The following is a 23,863-nucleotide window of genomic DNA, read 5'->3' as shown; positions in this document are numbered from 1 at the left end:
TGACGAAGCTATTCACTAACGCTATCTTTGGATGCAGGCTTCTAATTGGGCTTTGGGACTATTCTCCATGAGAATTATTGGCAAAAATGGTATAATGTTCCTATATTTTCTAGAGGAAAAGGCAGGCTATGAAATTACTTTATACAGATATTCGCCATTCTTTGACCAAGGTTTTAGTGGCTGAGGCTGAGAGCTTGGTGGCGGCTGGTAAGCGAGTCTTTTATATTGCGCCAAATTCGCTATCTTTTGAGAAGGAGCGAGCGGTTTTGGAGTGCCTGAAAACTCAGGCTTCCTTTGCCATTACGGTGACGCGCTTTGCCCAGATGGCTCGGTATTTTGTCCTCAATGATGTTCGGCAAGGGCAGAGTTTGGACGATATTGGTCTAGGAATGCTGATTTATCGGACCTTGACAGAGTTAGATGATGGAGAGCTTAAGGTCTATGGCAGGATTAAGAAGGATCCCCAGTTTATCCAGCAGCTGATGGATCTATACCATGAACTTCAGACTGCCCAAATGTCATTTGCGGATTTGGAATTTCTTGAGGAGCCTGAGAAGCGGGAGGATCTAGTTAAGATTTTTACAGCGGTGACTGCTGCTCTGAATAAGGGTGATTTTGATTCGTCTTCTCAGATTGCTGCTTTTGCCCAGCATATTCTGTCAGGTGACACAGATGAGGAATTGGCAGATTTGGCCCTGGTCATCGATGGCTTTACTCGTTTTTCTGCTGAAGAGGAATACCTGGTCGGTCTTCTGCATCGAAAAGGTGTGGAGATTGTCATCGGGACCTATGCCAGCCAAAAAGCCTATCGAGCAGCCTTTCGTGAGGGCAATCTCTATCAGGCCAGCGTGGATTTTCTGCGAAAACTGGCTGAGGACTATCAGGTCAAGCCTGACCATATCCCTCATGCGGAAGCAGAAGATGCCTTTGGACGGATTTCTAGGATTTTGGAGAGTCGTTATGACTTTTCTGAGCCGGCTGTTGAAGTTAGTGAGACAGACCGCGCGCAGCTTCAGATTTGGGCTACTATGAATCAGAAAGAAGAGCTGGAGTATGTGGCTAAGTCCATCCGGCAGCGGGTTCATGATGGTGTGCGCTATAAGGATATTCGTCTGCTTTTGGGAGATGTGGAAGCCTACCAGCTTCAGCTCAAGACCATTTTTGGCCAATATCAGATTCCCTACTATCTGGGGCGGAGCGAGTCGATGGCCCAGCATCCGCTGGTTCAGTTTATCGAGTCCTTGGAGCGGCTCAAACGCTATAATTTCCAATTGGAAGACCTGCTCAATCTCTTAAAGACGGGGCTCTATGGCGATTTGACTCAAGAGGAGCTGGATCAATTTGAGCAATATCTGCGCTTTGCGGATATCAAGGGAGCAGGCAAGCTAGCCAAGGATTTCACGGCTAATAGCCAAGGGAAATTTGACCTAGACTGTCTCAATCATATTCGTCGCCGAGTCATGACTCCGCTGCAAGACTTTTTCAAATCCCGTAGCCAGACGGCGTCTGGTCTCCTAGCTAAGTTTACGGAGTTTGTCCAAGCAGCTCGTTTGTCGGATAATTTGACAGCTCTGTTGCAGGGAGAAAGTCAGCAGGAGCAGGAGCGTCATGAGGAAGTCTGGAAGGCTTTCAGCCATGTCTTAGAGCAGTTTGCTCAAGTCTTTGCAGATAGCAAGGTCAAACTAGACGATTTTCTAGCCTTGGTCTTGTCAGGTATGCTTTTGTCCAACTATCGGACGGTGCCAGCGACAGTAGATGTGGTCAAGGTCCAGTCTTATGACCTGATAGAGCCTTTAGCAGCACCTTATGTCTACGCGATTGGACTGACACAGGAGCGTTTCCCTAAAATCGCACAAAACAAGAGTCTGCTTAGTGATGAAGACCGGGCTCGGCTCAATGATGCAACGGATTCTCAGGCGGAACTCCAGATTGCCAGCTCAGAAAATCTCAAGAAGAATCGCTATACGGCTCTGTCGCTGATGAATTCTGCTACCAGAGAGCTGATCTTGTCTGCGCCAGCCTTAGTCAATGAAGTAGAGGACAGCATGTCGACCTATCTACTGGAATTGACTGCAGCTCCGCTTTCTTTGCCTATCATTGTCAAAAAGCCTCAAGCTTCCAGTGATGATATTGGCAGCTACCGAGCTCTGCTTTCTCAAATCATCGAGCTCTACCAAGAGGAGATTGATCGAGAGTGGACAGCGGAGGAGCAGACTTTTTGGGCGGTGGCTGTGCGGGTTCTCCGCAAGAAATTGGCAGCAGAAGGCATCAGCATTCCGCAAATCAGCAAGGAACTGAAAACGGAGACGCTGCAGCCGGAAACTCTGCAAGTCCTTTATCCAAAAGATCAGCCTCTCCGACTTTCTGCGTCAGCTCTAAACGAATATTTCCGGCATCAGTATGCTTATTTTCTCAAGTATGTTCTGCGCCTGCAGGAAGAGTGGACCATTCATCCCGATGCTCGCAGTCATGGGATTTTCCTTCATCGGATCTTTGAAAAGGTCCTGCAGGATGATTCGTCGGCTGATTTTGACCGACGTTTAGCGCAGGCTATGGAGGAGACCAGCCGAGAGACCGAGTTTGAGAGCATCTACAGTGAGTCGGGACAGACTCGTTTTGCCCGCCAGCTCTTGCTAGATACGGCGCGGGCGACCGGCTGGGTGCTGGCTCATCCGACTGGGATTGAGACCATTGGTGAGGAGACAGGCTTTGGCTCAGCTTCTAAGCCTTTCCTGACCTTGGAAAATGGCAGAGCAGTGACCGTGAGCGGTAAGGTGGACCGGATTGACCGTATGACCAAGACCGAGAGTCTGGGAGTGGTGGACTATAAGTCTGGCGATATTAAGTTCAGCTTTGAAAAGTTCTTTAATGGACTGAATTCTCAGCTGCCGACCTATCTGGCAGCGATTGAAGAGTTAGCAGACTATCAAGAGGATAAGGGAACATTTGGTGCCATGTATTTGCAGATGACCGATCCGATTGTGGCGCTTAAAGATACCAAGACCTTGGCGGATGCAGTCAATCAGTCTATGAAGCCATTGCAGTACAAGGGGCTATTTGTGGCTGATGCTGTCAAGGAGCTTGGTCCGCTCTATGAAAAAAATAAGACCAACTTGCTGAGTCAGGGAGACTTGGACTTGCTGCTGGCCTACAATACTTATCTCTACAAAAAAGCTGCAGAAGGCATTCTATCAGGCCATTTTGCAGTCAATCCTTATACAGAGAATGGGCGAAGCATTGCTCCTTATGTAGAGCAGTTTAAGGCCATTACTGGCTTTGAAGCCAATCTCCATCTAGGACAGGCACGGCAGCTAGAAAAGCTGGATGCAAGCAAGTTTGATAGACGGCCGACTGGTGAGAAGTTACGCCAGGCCTGGCTAGAAAAGATGAGGGAGGAGATGGAAAAATGAAGAGAATTCCTTTTTTAACTGCAGAAGAAATTGCTCTTAAGCAAGCCCAAGAAGCTGCTTCGGACAAGCCACAGAAAAAGACTGCAGAGCAGATTGAGGCCATCTACTCCTCTGGCCAGAATATTCTGGTCTCCGCATCGGCCGGCTCGGGTAAGACTTTTGTCATGGTCCAGCGGATTATCGACCAGATTCTAAGAGGTGTTGCTGTCAGTCAGCTCTTTATCTCAACCTTTACCGTCAAGGCGGCAGGCGAGCTAAAAGAGAGGTTGGAGAAGGAACTGGGGCAGGCCTTGAAAGAGGCCGAGAGTCCTGAACTCAAGCAACATTTGGCCCAGCAATTAGCTGATCTGCCCAATGCCGATATTGGTACCATGGACGCCTTTACCCAGAAAGTACTTAGTCGCTATGGTTACCTGCTTGGTTTGGCACCGAACTTTCGGATTCTCCAGTCTGCCAGTGAGCAGCTGATTCTGCAAAATGAAGTCTTTAGCCAAGTATTTGATCGTTACTATAACAGCGAGCGTCAGGATTTGTTTAGCCGTTTGGTTAAGAATTTTACTGGTAAGCGCAAGGATTTATCAGGCTTCCGGGAGCAAGTTTATCGGATTTACAGCTTTCTGCAGTCAACCAGCAGTCCTCAGCGCTGGCTGAAGGAAACCTTCCTTTATGGCTATGAGCACAGCGACTTTGCAGCAGAGAGAGAGCGGATATTTGGTCAAATCAAATCAGCTCTTTTGGAACTGGAAGCTTTCTTTTCTGCCCATCTGGAGCATGAAGGAAGAGAGTTTGCGGGCGCCAAGTATCAGGAGAATGTCCAAGACGCTCTGACCGCCTTAGCAGGGCTGAATGAATTGTCACCGATAGAAGAAACAGCTCAGATTCTCAAACAAATCGTGGCACTTTCCCAACTGTCCAATGGCCAAGCCTTTACAGCTCGGGTTGGCAAGAATGCAGACGAGCTCAAAAAAGAAATGGCCAAGGACTACAATGAGGCCAGGAAGCCTATGATTGAGCGGCTGCGCAGCTTTGACCAGCAGCTTTATCAGCTAGACTTTATCGAGCAGCATCAGGATGAATGCCTGCCTCTAGTTGAGCTTCTGCGGGATTTTGTGGCGGATTTTGCACAGGCTTACTTGGAGCGTAAGAAGGCGGAAAATGCCTTTGAATTTGGTGACATCAGCCATTTTGCTATTGAGATTTTAGAGACATTCCCAGAGGTGCGTCGCTTTTATCAGGAACGTTACCACGAGGTCATGGTGGATGAGTATCAGGATACCAACCACACGCAGGAGCGCATGCTGGACTTGCTTTCCAGAGGGCAAAATCGCTTTATGGTAGGTGATATCAAGCAGTCTATCTACCGCTTCCGTCAAGCGGATCCGCAGATTTTCAGTGATAAGTTTAAGGCTTATCAAGAGGATAGCAGTCAGGGCAAGCTAATCGTCCTTAAGGAAAATTTCCGTAGTCATCTTGAGGTGCTAGAAGCAACCAATGATGTTTTCAAACGCCTGATGGATGAAGAAGTCGGTGAAATTGACTACAATGAAACCCACTATCTGGTGGCTGGCAATCCATCCAAACGCGAGCCTAATCCAGCTAACCGCGCTTCCTTCTTAATCTATGAAGGCTCCAAGGAGAGTCTGGAAGAGGAGGCTGATGAAGGCTTGCCACAGGCAGTATCAGCTGGAGAAGTGGATCTAGTCATCAAGGAAATCATCCGCCTGCACAATGAAGAAGGAGTGGCATTTAAAGATATTACGCTGCTGACGGCATCCAGAACCCGCAATGATTTGATTTTAGCTGCCTTTGAGCAGCACCAAATTCCGCTGGTACCAGATGATGGCGCAGCAAACTATCTGCAGTCGGTTGAGGTTTTGGTTATGCTGGATACCCTTCGGACCATCAATAATCCACTGAATGACTATGCCCTGACAGCCCTTCTCAAGTCTCCCATGTTTGACTTTGGTGAGGATGAGCTGGCTCGGCTGTACCTGCAGGCCAGTCAAGAACGTTCTCAAGAAAATCTTTATGAAAAATTGCTCAATGCCCTTGAAGGAAGAGGTTTGAACCCTGCTTTAGTCACCCAGGAACTGCAGAAAAAGCTGCAGCATTTCCATGAGACCCTACAAAGCTGGCGGATCTATTCCAAGACGCATTCGCTGTATGACTTGATTTGGAAGATTTACCAGGACCGTTTCTACTATGATATGGTGGGGACTCTGGCCAATGGTGCCCAGAGACAGGCCAATCTCTATGCTCTCTCTTTACGGGCCAACGAGTATGAAAAGTCTAGCTTTAAAGGTCTGTCTCGCTTTATCGGGATGATAGACCGTATCTTGGAAAATCAGCACGATCTAGCCAGTGTGCCAGTGGCGGCACCTAAGGATGCCGTTCGTCTCATGACCATTCATAAGAGTAAGGGGCTGGAGTTCAAGTATGTCTTTCTGCTCAATATGGACAAGGCCTTCAATCGTCAGGATAGCAGCTCTGCTATTATCCTTAGCCGAGCCAAGGGAATCGGCATCAAGTATGTAGCGGATGTATCAGTGTCTGTGGAAGACCCCTATGCGCCGAATCAGCTGCGCATTTCCATGGATACGCTGCCTTATCAGCAGAATCTAGCGGAGCTGCAGTTGGCTAGTCTGTCTGAGCAGATGCGCTTGCTTTATGTGGCTATGACGCGGGCTGAAACCAAGCTTTATCTGGTCGGCAAGGGCAGTCAAGAGGCCTTGGATAAGCGTCAGTGGGGCAAGAGCCAGCAAGGGCGTTTGTCTGCCAGTCTGCGCAGCCAACTCAACAATTTCCAAGACTGGCTCTATGCCATTCAGGCTGTTTTTTCCGATGAGAATCTCGCCTACGAGACCCGTTTTGTCACTGATGAGGAGCTAACTGCTGAAGAGATAGGGCAGATTAATGAGCTTGTGCTCTTTCCAGCGGATGATTTGGCAGATAATCGTCAGTCGGATGATATCCGTCGGGCTCTGGATATTTTAGAAAGCGTGGATCAGCTGAATAGCCAGTATCGCTCTGCTATTGAGCTGCCTAGTGTACGAACTCCAAGTCAGATTAAGAAGTTTTATGAGCCCATCATGGATACGGATGGTCTGGATATTATGGATGAGCGAGCAGCTTTTAGGCCTCAGCCCAGCTTTGAGTTGCCTGATTTTGGCAAGAAAGCCAAAGTGACTGGAGCTCAAGTCGGCAGTGCCGTTCATGAACTCATGCAGCGGATTCCTTTGGATGGCCGTCCCAGCATGGCTGTACTTCGTTCTGCCTTGGCTCAGGTTCAGGCCGATGAAGCGGTCAAAAAGCAGATTCAGCTGCCTAAGATTGCATCTTTCTTCGAGACGGATTTGGGACGCCTCTTGATTGAGAACAGTGACAGAGTTCGTCGAGAAGCACCGTTTGCCATGCTCAAGAGGGATGACGCTAGCGGTCAGGAATTTGTTTTGCGGGGGATTTTGGATGGTTACCTGCTCTTTGAGGACCGAATCATTCTCTTTGATTACAAGACGGATAAATATAAAGATTCATCTGAGTTGATTGCTCGCTATCGTGGCCAGCTAGACTTATATGCTCAAGCTCTCAGCCGTTCTTATGGCATTTCGCAGATTGAAAAATATTTGATTCTGCTTGGCGGTGAGCAGCTGCAGGTAGTTAAGGTGGATTGATTAGCTTGTCATGTCTGGAAAGGAAGGAAGCCTGTGGAACAGTTAGAACGCATTCAAAAAATGGAAAAGCACCTGAATAAATATTCTCAGGTATTGGCAAGAGCTCAGGAAGCTTTAGCTGAGCTGGAGCGCTGCCAGTCAGATTATATCCAGCTGAGGGACTACTATACTGGTCAGGAATTTTTTGATGATTTAGAGTTCTCGAATGGCCCGGATTTCCCTGAAAATATAGCTTGCGGCGTCTTAAGCGAAGATGCTGTCTATGACCTGATGGGGGAGCATTTTGAGACAGCGATTAGTTTGTTGGATTTGTCTAGTGCCATGCTGAAAGAACGTTAATTCATTTAGAAAGAAAAAAATATTTAATTTTTTTCAATTTTCCTCTTGCTTTTTAATAAAAATTCATGTAGAATATTCAACAATAAATTGAAAGCGATGAGAGAAAAAGTCTGAGACAAGAAACAGAGAGTGCCTAATGGTGAGACGGCATGCAATCCTTAGACGACACATTCTTGAGTGCGGATGCGAAATCAGTCAGCAGTCTGAGACTAGTGTCCGACGGTTGATTGCCGTTATCAATCTGGAGTCTTGTACTCCCAGAGGGTCCTCAGGCGACTGGGGTCCGAATAAAGGTGGAACCGCGTGTCAACGTCCTTGCAAAGTTTTTTTGCGAGGGCTTTTTATTATATTTAAACTAGAAGATTCCCCTATTTTCCTTTAGCAAAGCGGTAAATTTCGTCTTCAATTTTTTATAAGCCCAAAAATAAGTGTCAGATAATGGCTAGTGTGAAAGAGAGGTGGCAAGATGGTTAAGCTAAAAGGTCTCAGGCAGATCAATCCCTATGTAGCGGGGCAGCAGCCTAATGAGCCAGACATGATTAAGCTCAATACCAATGAAAATGCTTATGGGCCAAGTCCTAAGGTGGCAGAGGCCCTGCAGAACTTTGATGCCCAGGAGTTGCGCAAGTATTCCAGTTTGGATCAGGCGGAGATCTGTCAGGCTTTGGCGGCAAATTTAGGTATTTCGCCCGACCAGCTCATTATTGGTAACGGGAGTGATGACATCTTGTCCATGGCTTTCCTGGCCTTCTTTAACAGCGGCGAGTCGGTCTTATTTCCGGACTTGACCTATGGTTTTTACAAGGTTTGGGCGGACCTCTACCACGTGCCTTTTCGAGAAATCCCTCTGACAGCCGATTTTGAGGTCCATCCGTCAGATTATTTTGGAGATAATGGCGGTATTATTCTGGCCAATCCCAATGCCCCGACAGGGATTTATCTGCCGCTGGAACAGTTGGAGGAAATTCTGGCGTCCAATCAGGATGTGGTCGTGGTGGTGGATGAGGCCTATATTCACTTTGGTGGTCAATCTGCCCTGCCTCTTCTAGAAACCTATCCCAACCTCTTTATCACGCGGACCTTTTCCAAGGATGCGGCCTTGGCTGGTCTGCGGGTGGGCTACGGCATCGGCCATCCAGACTTAATAGCTGTCATGAAAGCTGTCAAGGACTCCATTAATCCTTACTCAGTGGATATGTTAGCAGAGCGCTTGGCTCTTGCAGCGGTGAAAGATTGGGATTATTATTTGGAGACCGGTAGAGCCATTCAAGAGACCCGAGATTGGTTTTCTGGGGAATTGACTGCGCTGGATTTCCAAGTCCTGCCTAGTCAGACCAACTTTGTCCTAGCTCAGCCAACTAGAATCTCTGCAGCAGAGGTTTTCCAGAAGCTAGAGGAGCGTCGGATTTATGTGCGGTATTTTCCAAAAGCAGAGCGAATCAAAGACTTTCTGCGCATCTCTATCGGACGGCGAGAGGAGATGGAAGCAGTCTTGGCAGTTATCAAGGAAATTTGCAGCAGCTGAGAGTTTGACTCAAATCCAGCCAGTGTAAGAATAGAGCAAGAAAGGAAAGCAGCCTATGAATAAAATCACCCTTCCGATTGGCATGCATGACAAACTTTTCAAGAGGGCACGTGTGACCTACGAGATTGAGCGGGACATCAGTGATTTCCTGATGGCTCAGGGCTTCAATCGGATTGACACACCGACTTTAGAGCATTTTGAGGTCTTCAGTGACCATGTGGAGCCCCATCATTATCATCTTTTCGATAAAAAAGGCGAGCTATTGGTGCTACGGCCTGATGTGACCAGCCAGATTGGTCGGGTCATTGCTTCGACCAGAGTGCATACGCCGACCAAGTTTTCCTATTCGGGCAAGGTCTTTCACTATCAAGAAGAGCTGCGCGGTCTTGCCAACGAGCTCAGTCAAGCTGGTATTGAGATTATCGGCTATCCAGCTCGCGAGGCGGTGCTTGAGGCTATCAAGACAGCCAAGCAGTCGCTGGATTTAGCGCAGGTTAAGTCTTATCAGTTCGAGTTTTCCCATGCGGCGATCCTGCAGACCATCCTAGAGAGTCTGGCCTTGGATTCGCAGGAGGAGGCCCAGCTACTTGATTATATTCGCAAGAAAAATCGAACGGGGATCTTTGAATTCACCCAGACCAGATCGAGTGAATTTGATGAGTTTTTACAGGAGCTGCCTTATCTGTTTGGCCCTAGCCAACAGGTTTTAGCTAGGGCCAGAGAGCTGGTTGACAACGAGCGGATATTGACGGCTCTAGATGATGTGGAGCAGGTTCTGCAGAGCCTATCAGGCTTGCTGGATCAGACAATCATGGACTTGGGTCAGGTAGCGACCATGCCTTACTATACTGGATTGACCTTCAAGGTCTTTGGAGACCGAGTACCAGATGCTTTTCTATCTGGTGGTCGCTATGATCAGCTTTTTAAGCGCTTCGGGGCAGCAGAACTGACAGCTATCGGCTGGTCCCTAGACATTGACAGTGTCTATCAGGCCATTCATGATGACCTGCCTGACGAGGGCGGAAAGGAAGGTGATGGCAGATGAGTCAGATTACCATTGCCCTGACCAAGGGGCGGATTGAGGAAGATACGGTCAAGCTCTTGACCCAGGCTGGCTTTGATATGTCCTTCATGGCAGACAAGGGGCGCAGCTTGATTTTTGAAAGTCCAGACAGTCGCTTTCGCTTTCTCTTGGTCAAAGGGCCTGACGTGACGACCTATGTGCGCCACGGAGTCGCTGATCTGGGCATCGTCGGCAAGGATATTCTTTTTGAGCATCCGACTGGCTATCTGGAGCTGCTGGATCTGAACTTTGGCCTTTGTAAATTCTCACTGGCCTCGGTGCCCAGCTATGACCCTCATGATCACAAGCGCAAGCGGATTGCGACCAAGTACCCGACGGTGGCAACTGATTATTTTAATCAAAAAGGGGAAGATGTGGAAATTATCTCCATCCAAGGCAGTGTGGAGATTTCACCAGTTCTGGGCTTGGCGGATGCCATTGTTGATATTGTGGAGACGGGGCATACCCTGTCAGCTAATGGCCTGCTGGTTTTTGAAGACATTTGTCGGGTGTCTGCCCGGCTCATTGCCAATCAGGCTTCCCTGAAAAATAACCCGGATATCATGCCTTTTGTGGCAAAGATTGAATCCCTAGTAGGAAGAAGAGAGGTGGCTTTTAAATGACAATTATCAAGCGTTTAAGTGGAAGTAACGAAGAAATTTCATGGATTTTATACGAAGAGCAGCAGCAGCTCAGCCAGCAGAACTTAGATGTGGAAGAAGCGGTGGCTGAGATTATAGAAACGGTCAAACAGGACGGTGACCAAGCTTTAAGAGACTATACCATGCTCTTTGACAAGGTTGAGGTGACAGAGTTTGAGATTGGGCAGGAGCTGATTGATCAGGCTTTTGAGGAGATTGATCCAGAGGTCTTGGCCGCCCTGAAAAATGCCCAAGCCAATATCGAATCCTACCACCGCCAGCAGTTGGAGACTGGTTTTGAGGATAGTCCCAGCGAGGGTGTTATCCGTGGTCAGTTGATTCGGCCGATTGAACGGGTCGGCACCTATGTACCTGGTGGCACCGCAGCTTATCCATCCTCCGTCCTCATGAATGTTATCCCAGCCAAGATTGCCGGTGTCAAGGAAATCATCATGATTACACCACCCCAGGAGCATTTTACTCCAGCGATTTTGGTTGCAGCCAAGCTGGCTGGTGTGGATCGAATTTTCCAAATTGGCGGAGCCCAAGGTGTAGCAGCTCTGGCTTATGGAACTGAGACCATTCCCAAGGTAGATAAGATAACGGGACCTGGCAATATCTTTGTGGCTACGGCCAAGAAGATGGTTTATGGTGTCGTGGGAATTGACATGATTGCTGGGCCTTCGGAGATTGGAGTCATTGCGGATCGTTCAGCCAGTCCAGTCTATGTGGCGGCCGACCTTCTATCGCAAGCTGAGCACGACAAGCTAGCTCGGGCTATTCTGGTGACCGACTCGGAATTGTTGGCGGATCAAGTCGAAGCAGAGCTGGACAGACAGCTCAAAGAGCTGCCGCGGAAGGAAATAGCACGTGCTTCGATTGAGAACAACGGCCGCATCATCCTTGCGTCTTCTAAGAAAGCCATGTTTGAGCTCATGAATCAGGTGGCACCTGAGCATTTGGAAATAGCCATGGATGATGCCTACAGCTATCTGGATCAGGTTGAAAATGCTGGCTCTGTCTTTCTGGGACACTATACCAGTGAGCCAATTGGTGACTACTATGCGGGAGCCAATCACGTTTTACCGACAACCAGCACCAGCCGTTTTTCATCAGCTTTGGGTGTCTATGACTTCATCAAGCGCATCCAGTACACCCAGTACAGCCGTGCTGCTGTAGGGGCAGCTGACAAGGATATTACCAGTCTGGCCTATGCAGAAGGCCTGCAGGGACATGCCAAGGCCATCGAAGCCCGCAGACAGGAAAAATAGAAGGAGTTGCCATGAGACAAGCTGAAATCAAGCGAAAAACACAGGAGACCGATATTGAACTGACTGTGAATCTCGACCAACAGGAGCCGGTAGCTATCGAGACTGGTGTCGGATTCTTTGACCATATGCTGACCCTTTTTGCCCGCCACAGTAGGATTTCTCTGACGGTCAAGGCTGAAGGCGACCTTTGGGTGGACAGCCATCATACGGTCGAGGATGTGGGCATCGTGCTGGGGCAGGCTCTGCGTCAGATTTTGGGAGACAAGGCCGGTATCAACCGCTACGGTACTAGCTTTGTGCCTATGGATGAAACCCTAGGCATGGCCAGTCTGGACTTATCCGGTCGCTCCTATCTGGTCTTTGAGGCGGATTTTGATAATCCCAAGCTTGGGAATTTCGATACTGAGCTGGTGGAGGAATTTTTCCAAGCCCTAGCCTTTAATCTGCAGATGAATCTGCACCTGAAAATCCTTCATGGCAAGAACAGCCACCACAAGGCGGAAAGTCTCTTTAAGGCGACTGGACGAGCTTTGCGGGAGGCTATTACGATAAATCCAGAGATTCATGGAGTCAACTCCACCAAGGGCTTGCTCTAGCTTGTCCTTCTGAGTGAAAGGAGTTGATGTAGAGATGATGATTGTTATTGATTATGACGCGGGAAATACTGCAAATGTTCTCCGCGCTCTGGCTCAGGTCGGAGTAGAAGCGCGTCTGTCAGCTGATCCGCAGGAAGTTTTAGCTGCCGATGGTTTGATTTTACCAGGAGTAGGTGCTTTTCCTACTGCCATGCAGGAGTTGGAAAAGCGAGGGCTGGTGTCAGTTATTCAGGAGGCTGTGGCTGATGGCAAGCCTCTCTTGGGCATTTGCTTAGGCATGCAGCTCCTGCTGGAGGTTGGATTGGAGAATGGTCAAAGCTCTGGACTGGGTTTGATTCCCGGTGTTTGCCGCCGGATTCCGGACCAGGCTGGTCTGCCTGTGCCTCACATGGGCTGGAATGACTTACAGCTCCAGCAGTCGTCTGCTTTGACAGCTGGTCTTGATGGCCAGTCAGTCTATTTCGTCCATAGCTACTATACGGATGTTCCAGAGGAGTACTTGGATGTAACGGCTGATTATGGGCGACCTATCCCAGCCATGATTCACAGAGGCTCGGTCTTTGGCTGCCAGTTTCACCCAGAAAAGTCTGGTGCTGTTGGCCTCGGTATCCTAGAGAAGTTTAAGGAGTATGTCTATGAAAATACTGCCCGCTATTGATATCAAAGATGGCCAGGCCGTCCGCCTTTTTAAAGGGGATTTTAGCCAGAAGACGGTAGTCAATCCCGATGTCTTGGAGCAAGCTCGAGTTTTCAAAGAAGCTGGGGTTGCCATGATTCATGTGGTTGACTTGGACGGAGCCTTAGAAGGTCGGGCGGCCAATCGAGATTTGATTGCTCGGATTAAAGCGGTGACTGGCCTAGCTATCCAAGTCGGGGGTGGCATCCGCAGTCTGGAGCAGATTGAAGATTACCTGGCGGTCGGTATTGATCGTGTCATTATCGGCTCCATGGCTGTTAAGAATCCTGAATTTGTTGAGGCTGCGCTGGAGCGCTTTGGAAGCAGCAAAATCGTGATTGGCATTGATACGAAAGAGGGGCTGGTTGCGACTGAGGGTTGGCTGGAAACCAGCAGTCAAGACTATGTCAGTCTGGCGCTGGCCATGGAAAAAATCGGCGTCCGTCTCTTCGTCTATACAGATGTGGAGCGAGACGGGACTCTTACTGGCCCCAATATCCAGCATTATCAAAAATTGCTGGCGTCCCTCAAGCATGCTCAAGTCATTGCCTCAGGTGGCATCCAGTCAGCGGATGACTTAGAAGAACTGAAAAAGCTGGGCTTGGCTGGTGCTATTGTGGGCAAGGCCTATTACAGTGGACGAATTAGCCTAGAGCAGATCAAGGAAGTAGAAAGGGGATAGTCATGCTGAAAAAACGAATCATTCCCTGTCTGGATGTCAAGGACGGCCGGGTGGTCAAGGGCATCAACTTTGTCAATCTGACTGATGTAGGAGATCCAGTCGATGCGGCCAAGGCCTACTATGAAGCTGGCTGTGATGAGTTGGTCTTTCTGGACATTACCGCCACCCATGAGGAGCGGGACACGACGGTCGATATGGTCCGGCGCGTGGCGGAGCAGGTTTTCATTCCCTTTACCGTCGGGGGCGGCATTCGTACGGTTGAGGACATGAAGCGGATGTTGCAGGCTGGGGCAGATAAGGTTGCAGTTAATTCCTCAGCATTGGCAAGTCCTCAGCTTTTGGCTGACTGTGCTGAGAAATTCGGCAGCCAATGCGTGGTGCTGGCCGTGGATGCTAAGAAAGAAGCGGATGGCAGCTGGCATGTCTATCTGGCTGGTGGCCGCAAGGACAGCGGTCGAGACCTGTTAGATTGGGTTCAAGAAGCTGTCAGTCTCGGAGCGGGGGAAATTCTTCTGACCAGTATGGACAAGGACGGGACCAAGTCTGGTTTTGACTTGCCAATGCTGGAAGCCGTCTCCCAAGTGGTGTCCGTTCCCATCATCGCATCTGGTGGTGCTGGCAGTAGCCAGCATATCCTAGAAGTTTTTGAAAAGACTGCAGCGACAGGTGCCTTGGCCGCTTCAATTTTCCATTATGGTCAGGTCTCCATCGCAGAGACCAAAAAAGCCATGCTGGAAGCTGGATTGGAGGTGCGCATCTGATGACAGAAGTAAAGTTAGATTTTCAAAAGCAAGGCGGTCTTATACCTGCCATTATCCTAGACCACACCAGCAAAGAAGTCCTCATGCTGGCCTATCTCAATGAAGAAGCCTACCAACTGACCCGCACTAGCGGACAAATGTGGTACTGGAGTCGGTCACGTCAGGAGCTTTGGCATAAGGGAGCCACCAGCGGCCACTACCAGACCGTCAAAAAAATCACAGCTGATTGCGACTTAGATACCCTGCTGATCGAGGTTGACCAACTGGGAGCAGCCTGCCACACCGGTGCCAAATCCTGCTTTTTCCATCCAATCTGGGATGAACAAGCCAGCAAAACTGACTAAAAGCTCCCTTGGTTTACTTTAGTACTTGGTTAATGCAAAAATAAAACTAAGATATCAGCCTGCCATTGGAAAGAATTGCTTTTTATAGTAAAATAAGGACAGTAACAAGGAGATACCATGCTAGAAACCCTCTATCAAGAAGCCCTCAAACGCAAAAAAGAGCCCAAGGAAGGCTCCTATACCAGCTATCTCTATGACAAGGGGCTGGACAAGATTCTCAAAAAAGTCGGTGAAGAAGCGACAGAAGTGGTCATTGCGGCTAAAAATGCTAACAAGGACGAGATGGCCAATGAGACAGCTGATCTGCTCTACCATCTGGCGGTCGCTCTCGTCGAGACTGGCGTCAGTCTGGAAGAGGTAGAGGCCGTCCTCCAGGCCCGTCAGGGCAAGCAAAGCCGGATTCACGACCGACCTGAAATTGATAATTACTAAAAGGACACGAGATTTGCAGAAAGGCGGTCCAGCATGCGCGATAACCATCTTCATACCTATTTTTCCTATGATTCTGAGGCAGATTTCTGTGACTATCTGGACCATTACGAGGGCGAGATTGTCACCACTGAGCACTATGATTTGTCCAATCCCTACCCTTACGAAGCTGTCTCGCCCCACGATGATGTGCCTGACTATGAGGCCTATTCAGCAAAAATAGCAGAGCTGAACCAGCAATATGGCAACCGCATCAAAAAGGGCATTGAAATTGGCTATTACGCTCCGCGTAAGGACGATATCCTAGCTTTCCTAGCGGACAAGGAATATGACCTGAAACTATTGTCCGTCCACCACAATGGTAGTTTTGACTATCTGGAAGTTCCTGTCCTGCAGCTGGATAAGATGGAGCTGATTCACTCCTACCTGAGAGAGTTGGAAGAGGCTATCGAGGCTGTGCCAGCAGATGTCTTAGCTCACTTTGACTATGGTTTCCGCAAATTCGATCTTACCGTAGAGGAGTTAAAAACTTTTGAACCAGAGCTGCGACAGCTTTTTCAAAAGATGATTGACCATGGTCTGGCCTTTGAGCTCAACTGCAAGTCCATGTATCTATATGGTCACGAGGAACTCTATATCTATGCTCTTTCGCTAGTCAAGGAGCTGGGTGGCCAGCGGTTTTCAGTGGGATCAGACGGCCATAAGCTGGAGCATTTCCGCTTGCAATTTGACCGAGTTGGCAAAATTTTAGCTGAAGCTGGCATAGGCGAGGAGCAGTTGATCTAGAAGGAGAAGTCATGACTGAGATTAGGCCCTTAAAATCAGAGAAAATCCCGCTCTTAGAGGAATTTCTTTACCAAGCTATTTTTATTCTCCCAGGTCTAGAGCCGCTGCCCAGAACTATCTTGAAGGAGCCAGAACTAGAGATGTATATCAAGGACTTTAGGCAGCAGTTGATGACGGCCATGCTGGACTTGCTCAAGTCCAAAGGCTACCCAAGTGTCTCCCTCTCCGTTTCAAAAGACAATCCCGCCGTTGGCTTTTATCAAAGACTGGGCTTTGTTACGGTTGAAGAGAGAGAAGACGATTATTTGATGCTGTGCCGATTGTAATAAGAAAAGAAAACTCATGAAACTAGAACGATTAATTTATATTCTACTAGCCCTTTTGAATAAGAGACAGATAACAGCTAAAGAAATTGCTGAACGTTTTGAAATATCTACTCGTACCGTATATCGAGATATGGATACGCTCAGCTTAGCTGGAATCCCTATCTACTCTGAACGTGGGGATAAGGGTGGTTTTTATATACCAGATGACTACAAGATGGACAGCAGTTTTTTCACAGAAGAAGAAAAGCAGTTTATCATCAATATGAGCCAAAATGTTGGCAAAATTGTTGGCCGTCCGAGTTTTGACAATATTGAGCATAAGCTTACTTCTCAAGAGGCGATCGATAGGGTTAATCCTTTTTACTTCGATCTTACTTCATGGTCTCTCAATACAAATTATTTACTTGAAATTGAGCAGGCTATACAAACTGGGAAGAAAGTTTCCTTTTCTTATTTTTCTAAAAAACAAGAACGAAGTCGGCGAACGATTCTTCCTCATCGACTGATTTTTAAACTAAATGCTTGGTATGTTATCGGCTACTGTTTAGAAAAGTTAGATTTTCGTTTTTTCAAACTCAGCAGAATTCGAGATTTGCAGCCAGCAGAAGAGGCTGTCGATATTGGAGATTACCCACTTTTATCTCAAGAAAAGTTAGAGCTTCTTTTAAATCCATCCAAAGATAAAGTTGAGGGCAGTAAAGAAGAAGTAGAGCTAATTTTTGAAGAATCTGCGCTTCCAAAAATTTATGACCATTTCACAGAAGAAGAAATCACTGTTGAGCAAACCAGAATAAAGGTCCATGCTTTCAGAGCATTAACACCGGCCTTTTTCGAATTGATTTTAAGTTTTGCTCATCAAGTAAAAGTCATATCACCAAAAGAACTGCAGGATAAATTAATTGATACTCTTCAAAAAAATCTTCAGCAATATGACAGACTGTAGTCATATTGCTTTTTGTATACTCTTAAGTGGGCTCAAGCTTTCATTAGTTTGAAAACTGCCTAAATTATTTTTGGAGGTTCCAAATGGATACAAAAACATTAGCAGAAAGCTATTTTACCGCAGTTAATAAAGGTGGCTGGGAAGATTTCGTAGCAGAAAACTTTAATTATGGAATGTGCGACAGTCAGGAGATCAGGCAAGGGCGTGATGTTTATCTGCAAGGTGCAGGTCAATTCTATGCTTTGAGCCAGCATCTTGAAGTGAAGAAGTTATTGGTAGAGGGACGAGAAGCAGCAGCTTTAAATCGCTATCGCCTGCAGTCACCACAAGGAAATGAACTAGAGTTGGATGTGGCGGAATTTTTAAAATTTGATGAATCAGACAAATTGATTGCATCTACTATTTACTTTGATACTCATCGTTTTCAAGAGTTTATGCAAGGGAGATAAGCATGTAGAAAAGTCACCGAATGGTGGCTTTTTTCAGTAATCAATGACTTCTACAAATGCTTTATCGTATTATTTGTAAGTTTTCTTGCCGAGTGGTAAAATAAAGCCGAAATAAAATATGTTCTCCTAGAGCAATATAATTGATTAGTAATAATTAATTTGACTGTTCTTCGTAGTCATATAAAGGAGTTGATTTTATGACTAATACTAGGCGAGCAGTGCTAGCGCTGAGTTTGGGTGTTTTGTTATTGCTAGCAGTGGGAATTCTACTGCAGGTTCATTTTTGGAGAATGATCATTTTGCTAGGTCTATTCTTTTTTGTGGAAGTATTTATCATCTGGTACTCAGGAAGTAAGTCTAAGTCGCAGATTAGTGGCAGGCAAAGCCTTGAACTCTTCTGGCTTTATATCAAACAGTTGAAAATCTTTTATGTCACAATTGTGTGTCTTGCGATTCCTTTCGTTTCTCTGTCTTCCAATCCTGCTTTCGATTTGTTTTTTGTGCTTGAGCTGTTAGTATTTTTGCTCTTAAGCAATTATATCTTTAGCTCTTATGGCATTCAACCGCCCAAGAAAGAAAGAGCTTTTAAAGTCTAATAGCTTTGATTACTGTTTTTTCAAAAAAGAAAAAAGCCTGGATTTTTCCAGGCTTTTTAGTGAAATGTGCAGGCTTAGTGTGCTACACGTTTGCGAGCTGCTTTTTTACGGTTTTCTTCGATGAAAGCCGCTTTTTGTTCTTCAGGTTCGATGACTTTTTTCTTGACAGCATATACTGCGCCTGCCACAGCAGCTACAGTAGCTGCAACTCCTGTAAGAACGCCTTTTCCAAATCCTTTAGCCATGTGATTTCTCCTTTTCTGAACTTTTATTATTTATGTTATAATTAATAGTAACGAAAAATCAAAATTTTTTCAAGGAAAAACGATGAAAACCAAAATAATTGTGATAGTGGGGCCTACGGCGGTCGGAAAAACGGCTTTGAGTATCGAGGTAGCCAAGCGCTTCAATGGGCAAATCATCAGCGGTGACAGTCAGCAGGTCTATCGTGGCTTGGATATTGGTACAGCTAAGATTCGTTTGGATGAGCAAGAGGGCATTCCCCATCATCTGCTGGATGTGAGGGAGGTTGGAGAAAGCTACTCGGCCTATGATTTTGTGACTGAGGCGGATCAGGCTATTCGTGAGATTGAGTCTCAAGGTCAGCTTCCCATCATTTGTGGCGGCACAGGTCTCTATATCCAGAGCTTGCTCGAGGGCTATCATCTGGGCGGCTCCGTCCCTCACGAGGAGATTCTGGCCTATCGGGCGCAGCTGGATAGTTGGTCAGATGAAGCTTTGTTTGGGAAAATAGCAGAGCTGGGTATCGAGATTCCTCAGATAAATCGACGCAGGGCTATGAGGGCGCTAGAGATTGCTCAGTTAGGCGGGCAACTAGAAAACAGTCAGCCAGATTATGATGCCCTGCTGATTTGTCTAGATGATGAGCGGGAGCGACTTTATGAGCGAATCAATCAGCGAGTAGATCTGATGATAGAAGCCGGGCTTTTAGAAGAAGCCCGTTGGCTGTTTGATAAAGCTCCGACCAGTCAAGCCAGCAAAGGCATCGGCTACAAGGAACTTTTCCCCTACTTTGAAGGCCGGATAAGTCTTGAAGAGGCGGTGGACAAGCTCAAGCAAAATACCCGACGTTTCGCCAAGCGCCAGCTGACTTGGTTTCGAAATCGGATGTCTGTAACCTTTTATCAGGTGGGAAATCCAGACTATAAAAATCAGGTCATGGAAGACATCAGGAAGTTTTTGGACAAGTAACTGGCTGACCAAGTCTTAGTAAGGATATGAGATGATAGAAACAGAGAAAAAAACAGAGCGTGTCTTTTTGGTCGGTGTGGAACTAGCAGACACGGAGAATTTTGACCTATCCATGGAGGAGCTGCAAAGTCTAGCTAAGACTGCAGGGGCTGAGGTAGTTGGCTCCTATAGCCAGAAGCGGGAAAAGTATGACAGCAAGACCTTTGTCGGATCTGGAAAGTTAGAAGAAATCCGGCAGATGGTTGATGCCGAAGAGATTTCGACTGTTATTGTCAATAACCGCTTGACACCTCGCCAGAATGTCAATCTGGAGGAAAGCTTGGGTGTCAAGGTTATTGACCGTATGCAGCTGATTTTGGATATTTTTGCCATGAGAGCTAGGAGTCACGAGGGCAAGTTTCAGGTGCATCTGGCCCAGCTCAAGTACCTCTTGCCTCGCTTGGTTGGTCAGGGCATTATGCTCAGCCGTCAGGCAGGTGGCATTGGCTCCCGCGGGCCTGGTGAAAGCCAGCTGGAGCTCAATCGACGCAGTGTCCGCAATCAGATTCATGATATTGAGCGCCAGCTCAAGGTTGTCGAGAAAAATCGGGCAACCGTTCGTGAAAAACGGCTGGAATCCAGTATTTTCAAAATCGGCCTCATCGGTTATACCAATGCTGGAAAGTCTACGATTATGAACTGCTTGACTAGTAAGAGTCAGTATGAGGCCGACGAACTCTTTGCGACGCTAGATGCCACGACCAAGAACATCAACCTCAGTGGTCAGCTCAATGTCACGCTGACTGACACGGTCGGCTTCATTCAGGATTTGCCTACAGAGCTAGTATCCAGCTTTAAATCCACACTGGAAGAGAGTAAAAATGTCGATTTGCTGGTCCATGTTATTGACGCTAGCGACCCTCATCATGAAGAACATGAAAAGACCGTCCTTGACATCATGAAAGAGCTGGACATGCTGGATATTCCCCGGCTGACTCTCTATAACAAAGCGGACAAGGCGGAGCATTTCACCCCGACCCTGACTCCTTATTCTTTGATTTCGGCTAAGGCGGACAATAGCAGAGCTGTTTTGCAGCAAGTCCTGCTGGAGCGGATGAAAGAGTTATTTTTGCCTTTTACCATCAAGGTAGCACCTGCTAAAGCTTACAAGATTCATGATTTAGAGAAAGTCGCGATTATGGGGAAACGAGAATACTTAGACGATGTCGAAGTCATTTCAGGATGGATTGCCGAGAAAAACAAATGGAAACTGGAAGAATTTTATGACTGATTATATAGATTTGGCCCTCAAATACGGTGGTTTTACGAGCCTAGACAGGATCTACTTAGAGCAAGTATTGGCTGGCCTGACAGAGGAGCAGAAGAGAAGCTTTATCACGCCACCTCCTAGTGTTATCAACGCTTACTTTGCAGAGCTTTATCAGAAGAAAAGTCCTGAAGCCGCGACAGCCTATTTTTTAGAAATCAGTCAGGCGCTGGACTTGTGGAATCCGGAGCCTAGCTTTGTAGAAAGTAAACCTTTTGTACGACTTAATCTTTCTGGCAAGTCCTATGGATTTTGCTATGAGAGCGAGAAAGTCGGCTTGGTCTTCCCTGAAAAGCCAGAGCCTGCAACAGCTGACTTGCTCTTTGAAATCGCCCAAGTCTTTCCACAATACTTGGTCTATGAAGAAGCTGGGAGAATAAAAATGGTGCCTCTCAAATCTGAGTCGCAAGTCGTGGACAGTCAGGCGCTGACTGCCTTGACCGATTGGCAGCAGCTGGCTGATGGCAGCCAGAGGGTTCTGGGCTACAATCAAGACGAAGTGAGTCAGCTGGCTCAGTCCTATGCTGGCAGAAAATACTATCACTCGCAGAATCGCTCTGCCATGATTTATATCATTTAGAAAGAATAACATGCAATTACAATTTTTAGGAACCGGAGCCGGTCAGCCCTCCAAGGCTCGCAATGTGTCCAGCCTTGTCCTCAAGCTTTTGGAGGAAATCAATGAGGTCTGGATGTTTGACTGCGGCGAAGGCACCCAGCACCAGATTTTGGAGACGACGATTAAACCTCGCAAAATCAGTAAGATTTTCATCACGCATCTGCATGGCGACCATATTTTTGGCTTGCCGGGCTTTCTGTCCAGTCGCTCCTTTCAGGCTAATGAAGAGCAGACGAATTTAGAAATTTATGGTCCCAAAGGCATTAAAAACTTTGTCCTGTCTAGTCTGCGCGTGTCAGGTTCTCGTCTACCTTATCGGATTGATTTTCATGAGTTTGATGAAAACAGTCTGGGCAAGATTCTGGAAACGGACAAGTTCACAGTTTATGCGGATAAGCTGGATCACACGATTTTCTGTGTGGGCTATCGGGTGATGCAGAAAGATTTGGAAGGAACGCTGGATGCAGATAAGCTACGAGCAGCGGGTGTTCCCTTTGGCCCCCTTTTTGGAAAGGTTAAGAATGGTCAGGATATCGTCCTAGAAGATGGGACCAAAATCATCGCAGCCGACTATATCTCAGCTCCTCGTCCAGGCAAGACCATTACTATTCTAGGTGATACCCGTAAGACTGCTGCCAGCGTTCGCTTGGCTGTGGCAGCAGATGTGCTGGTCCATGAAGCGACCTATGGCAAGGGAGATGAAAAACTGGCCCGTAATCACGGTCATTCTACCAATATGCAGGCAGCAGAAGTAGCTAAGGAAGCTGGTGCCAAGCGCCTCCTCCTCAATCATATCAGTGCTCGCTTTCTAGCCAAGGACATCAGCCAAATGCGCCGCGATGCCAGTGCTGTCTTTGACAACGTCCATGTGGTTAAGGACTTGGAAGAGGTGGAGTTATAATTTTACAGTCTCGGACAGTTTCGTTGAGAGGAAAATAAGATGACAGTTGAAAATCGTTTATTTGATAAAGCTGATTGGTATTTTGAGGATGCATTAACCAACTATATTTATAGTTATAACTTAGAAAATGAAGAATTAACACAAGATGATTATCGAGAGGTTCATCGTTGGGCTGCGAATCATATTGGCTTCTTCGTTACTTGGCTCATCCAGCATGATGCAAAGGAAATGATGATTCCTGATGAAGAAACATCATTCCAAAGTGTCAAAGACGAGCAAACTTTGGGTGTAGATTATGTTCTAGACTGGTGTGACGGAAAATTGGGAACAATGGATATCAAAAAGGATTTTCAGGCTTTTGTGAACGATTACTATGAGCATCAGTACATGAAGGATTATTCCAAATTTGTAGTCGATGACTTGTACGACCTACCTTTGGAATTTTTAGGTAGCTGGGAGGATTATCATCTTTTTGCTGCTGTCATTGATCAAGCTTATGCTGACTATTTAGCTGGAAAAAGATTTCATTAAAACGATCAACACTTTGAAAGGGATTGAGATGCGCACTATCATCATCACAGGGGCTAGCGGTGGACTGGCCCAGGAAATAGTTAAGCTCTTGCCTCATGACCGACTGATTTTGGTCGGAAGGAGCAAGGCTAAGCTGGAAAAACTATATGGAGAAAAAGAAAATCTTGACCTAGTGGAGCTGGATATCACAGACAGCTCAGCTTTGGAAAACTTTGCTGAGCGGATTGACAGCCAGTATGGCCACGTAGATGTCCTAGTCAATAACGCTGGCTATGGGATTTTTGAAGAATTTGACAAAATCACCTTTAGCGATATCGAGGCCATGTTTGAGGTCAATACCTTTGCCCTGATGAACCTATCCCGTATCTTTGGGACTCGGATGAAGCAGGCAGGTCAAGGACATATCGTCAATATCGTTAGTATGGCCGGCCTCATTGCCAGTAGCAAGTCCAGTCTTTACTCAGCGACCAAGTTTGCAGCGATTGGTTTTTCCAATGCCCTGCGTTTGGAACTCCTGCCTTTTGGGGTTTATGTCACGACGGTGAACCCAGGTCCTATTAAAACTTCCTTTTTCGATCAAGCGGATCCTGATGGTTCCTATGTAAAAGCAGTCGACAAGTATATCCTTGAGCCTGACTTTGTAGCGAGCAAAATTGTCAGCTCCTTTGGCAAAAAGAAGCGGGAAATTAATCTACCTGGGATTCTCAATCTAGCGCACAAGCTTTATACCCTTTTTCCAAGAATTGCTGACAAGATGGCAGCCAATATGTTTAACTATAAGTGAGG

25 protein-coding genes are annotated in these 23,863 nt (G+C 47.0%); 24 read left to right on the top strand and 1 reads right to left on the bottom strand.

The genetic code is table 11. From position 1 onward, the window contains the following. The first annotated feature begins 128 nt into the window (after window positions 1-128). The 18 genes from rexB (at window position 129) to RP262_RS08710 (ending at window position 18,508) form a co-directional block, all read left to right on the top strand. On the top strand, window positions 129-3,410 hold the full coding sequence (gene rexB / locus RP262_RS08795; protein ID WP_311154903.1) for an ATP-dependent nuclease subunit B: 3,282 nt from the start codon (window positions 129-131) through the stop codon (window positions 3,408-3,410). Then, window positions 3,407-7,081, top strand: coding sequence for a helicase-exonuclease AddAB subunit AddA (addA, locus tag RP262_RS08790; RefSeq protein ID WP_311154902.1), 3,675 nt, complete (start codon window positions 3,407-3,409; stop codon window positions 7,079-7,081). Before rexB ends, addA begins: the two co-directional genes overlap by 4 nt. 33 nt (window positions 7,082-7,114) lie before the next feature. Further along, a complete protein-coding gene (locus tag RP262_RS08785; protein WP_311154901.1) occupies window positions 7,115-7,420 on the top strand; it encodes a DUF4298 domain-containing protein in 306 nt (101 codons plus the stop codon). 466 nt (window positions 7,421-7,886) lie between these two features. Continuing rightward, window positions 7,887-8,945, top strand: coding sequence for a histidinol-phosphate transaminase (hisC, locus tag RP262_RS08780; RefSeq protein ID WP_311154900.1), 1,059 nt, complete (start codon window positions 7,887-7,889; stop codon window positions 8,943-8,945). A 55-nt stretch (window positions 8,946-9,000) separates the two neighbouring features. Next, entirely contained in the window at window positions 9,001-9,990 is a 990-nt protein-coding gene (locus tag RP262_RS08775; RefSeq protein WP_311154899.1) for an ATP phosphoribosyltransferase regulatory subunit, read from the top strand. Next, window positions 9,987-10,631 carry an ATP phosphoribosyltransferase gene (hisG, locus tag RP262_RS08770; protein WP_008809347.1) on the top strand — a complete coding sequence of 215 codons (645 nt, stop codon included), beginning with the start codon at window positions 9,987-9,989 and terminating at the stop codon, window positions 10,629-10,631. The genes RP262_RS08775 and hisG overlap by 4 nt, the downstream gene beginning before the upstream one ends. Continuing rightward, window positions 10,628-11,920: a histidinol dehydrogenase gene (gene hisD, locus RP262_RS08765; RefSeq protein ID WP_311154898.1), complete on the top strand. Its 1,293-nt coding sequence runs from the start codon at window positions 10,628-10,630 to the stop codon at window positions 11,918-11,920. The genes hisG and hisD overlap by 4 nt, the downstream gene beginning before the upstream one ends. 11 nt (window positions 11,921-11,931) lie before the next feature. After that, window positions 11,932-12,516 carry an imidazoleglycerol-phosphate dehydratase HisB gene (gene hisB / locus RP262_RS08760; protein WP_125382440.1) on the top strand — a complete coding sequence of 195 codons (585 nt, stop codon included), beginning with the start codon at window positions 11,932-11,934 and terminating at the stop codon, window positions 12,514-12,516. Between the two features lie 34 nt (window positions 12,517-12,550). After that, window positions 12,551-13,174, top strand: coding sequence for an imidazole glycerol phosphate synthase subunit HisH (gene hisH, locus RP262_RS08755; protein ID WP_311154897.1), 624 nt, complete (start codon window positions 12,551-12,553; stop codon window positions 13,172-13,174). Next, window positions 13,152-13,874 carry a 1-(5-phosphoribosyl)-5-[(5-phosphoribosylamino)methylideneamino]imidazole-4-carboxamide isomerase gene (gene hisA, locus RP262_RS08750; RefSeq protein ID WP_311154896.1) on the top strand — a complete coding sequence of 241 codons (723 nt, stop codon included), beginning with the start codon at window positions 13,152-13,154 and terminating at the stop codon, window positions 13,872-13,874. Before hisH ends, hisA begins: the two co-directional genes overlap by 23 nt. A 2-nt stretch (window positions 13,875-13,876) precedes the next feature. Next, window positions 13,877-14,635, top strand: a complete 759-nt coding sequence (gene hisF, locus RP262_RS08745) for an imidazole glycerol phosphate synthase subunit HisF (protein WP_311154895.1) — start codon at window positions 13,877-13,879, stop codon at window positions 14,633-14,635. After that, the gene (gene hisI / locus RP262_RS08740) at window positions 14,635-14,979 is read left to right on the top strand and encodes a phosphoribosyl-AMP cyclohydrolase (RefSeq protein WP_002904741.1); all 345 of its coding nucleotides are present in this window, start codon (window positions 14,635-14,637) and stop codon (window positions 14,977-14,979) included. Before hisF ends, hisI begins: the two co-directional genes overlap by 1 nt. Window positions 14,980-15,096: 117 nt before the next feature. Further along, the gene (hisE, locus tag RP262_RS08735; protein ID WP_311154894.1) at window positions 15,097-15,411 is read left to right on the top strand and encodes a phosphoribosyl-ATP diphosphatase; all 315 of its coding nucleotides are present in this window, start codon (window positions 15,097-15,099) and stop codon (window positions 15,409-15,411) included. A gap of 33 nt (window positions 15,412-15,444) precedes the next feature. Beyond that, a complete protein-coding gene (locus RP262_RS08730; protein WP_311154893.1) occupies window positions 15,445-16,194 on the top strand; it encodes a PHP domain-containing protein in 750 nt (249 codons plus the stop codon). Between the two features lie 11 nt (window positions 16,195-16,205). After that, window positions 16,206-16,520, top strand: a complete 315-nt coding sequence (locus RP262_RS08725; protein ID WP_311154892.1) for a GNAT family N-acetyltransferase — start codon at window positions 16,206-16,208, stop codon at window positions 16,518-16,520. Window positions 16,521-16,536: 16 nt separating this feature from the next. After that, window positions 16,537-17,463: a YafY family protein gene (locus tag RP262_RS08720; RefSeq protein WP_311154891.1), complete on the top strand. Its 927-nt coding sequence runs from the start codon at window positions 16,537-16,539 to the stop codon at window positions 17,461-17,463. 83 nt (window positions 17,464-17,546) lie between these two features. Beyond that, window positions 17,547-17,912, top strand: coding sequence for a hypothetical protein (locus RP262_RS08715; RefSeq protein ID WP_311154890.1), 366 nt, complete (start codon window positions 17,547-17,549; stop codon window positions 17,910-17,912). A 197-nt stretch (window positions 17,913-18,109) separates the two neighbouring features. Next, entirely contained in the window at window positions 18,110-18,508 is a 399-nt protein-coding gene (locus tag RP262_RS08710) for a hypothetical protein (RefSeq protein ID WP_311154889.1), read from the top strand. A 74-nt stretch (window positions 18,509-18,582) separates the two neighbouring features. On the opposite strand, the gene RP262_RS08705 is transcribed toward RP262_RS08710, so the two are convergent. Further along, window positions 18,583-18,753, bottom strand: a complete 171-nt coding sequence (locus RP262_RS08705) for a DUF3042 family protein (protein WP_002895160.1) — start codon at window positions 18,751-18,753, stop codon at window positions 18,583-18,585. An 82-nt stretch (window positions 18,754-18,835) separates the two neighbouring features. Between RP262_RS08705 and miaA the strand changes: the two genes are divergently transcribed. The 6 genes from miaA to RP262_RS08675 are packed head-to-tail and all read left to right on the top strand — an operon-like array spanning window position 18,836 to window position 23,861. Continuing rightward, window positions 18,836-19,720, top strand: coding sequence for a tRNA (adenosine(37)-N6)-dimethylallyltransferase MiaA (gene miaA / locus RP262_RS08700; protein WP_311154888.1), 885 nt, complete (start codon window positions 18,836-18,838; stop codon window positions 19,718-19,720). Window positions 19,721-19,751: 31 nt separating this feature from the next. After that, window positions 19,752-20,990, top strand: coding sequence for a GTPase HflX (gene hflX, locus RP262_RS08695; protein ID WP_311154887.1), 1,239 nt, complete (start codon window positions 19,752-19,754; stop codon window positions 20,988-20,990). Continuing rightward, window positions 20,983-21,606, top strand: coding sequence for a cystathionine beta-lyase (locus tag RP262_RS08690; protein ID WP_311154886.1), 624 nt, complete (start codon window positions 20,983-20,985; stop codon window positions 21,604-21,606). Before hflX ends, RP262_RS08690 begins: the two co-directional genes overlap by 8 nt. A gap of 10 nt (window positions 21,607-21,616) precedes the next feature. Continuing rightward, entirely contained in the window at window positions 21,617-22,546 is a 930-nt protein-coding gene (gene rnz, locus RP262_RS08685) for a ribonuclease Z (RefSeq protein WP_311154885.1), read from the top strand. Between the two features lie 39 nt (window positions 22,547-22,585). Continuing rightward, a complete protein-coding gene (locus tag RP262_RS08680; RefSeq protein ID WP_311154884.1) occupies window positions 22,586-23,077 on the top strand; it encodes a hypothetical protein in 492 nt (163 codons plus the stop codon). 28 nt (window positions 23,078-23,105) lie between these two features. Next, entirely contained in the window at window positions 23,106-23,861 is a 756-nt protein-coding gene (locus tag RP262_RS08675) for an SDR family oxidoreductase (protein WP_311154883.1), read from the top strand. Window positions 23,862-23,863 lie beyond the last annotated feature (2 nt).

This window comes from uncultured Streptococcus sp. (genome assembly GCF_963456385.1).
In the GTDB taxonomy this organism is placed as follows: domain Bacteria; phylum Bacillota; class Bacilli; order Lactobacillales; family Streptococcaceae; genus Streptococcus.
This window is presented reverse-complemented; position numbering and strand designations above follow the sequence as displayed.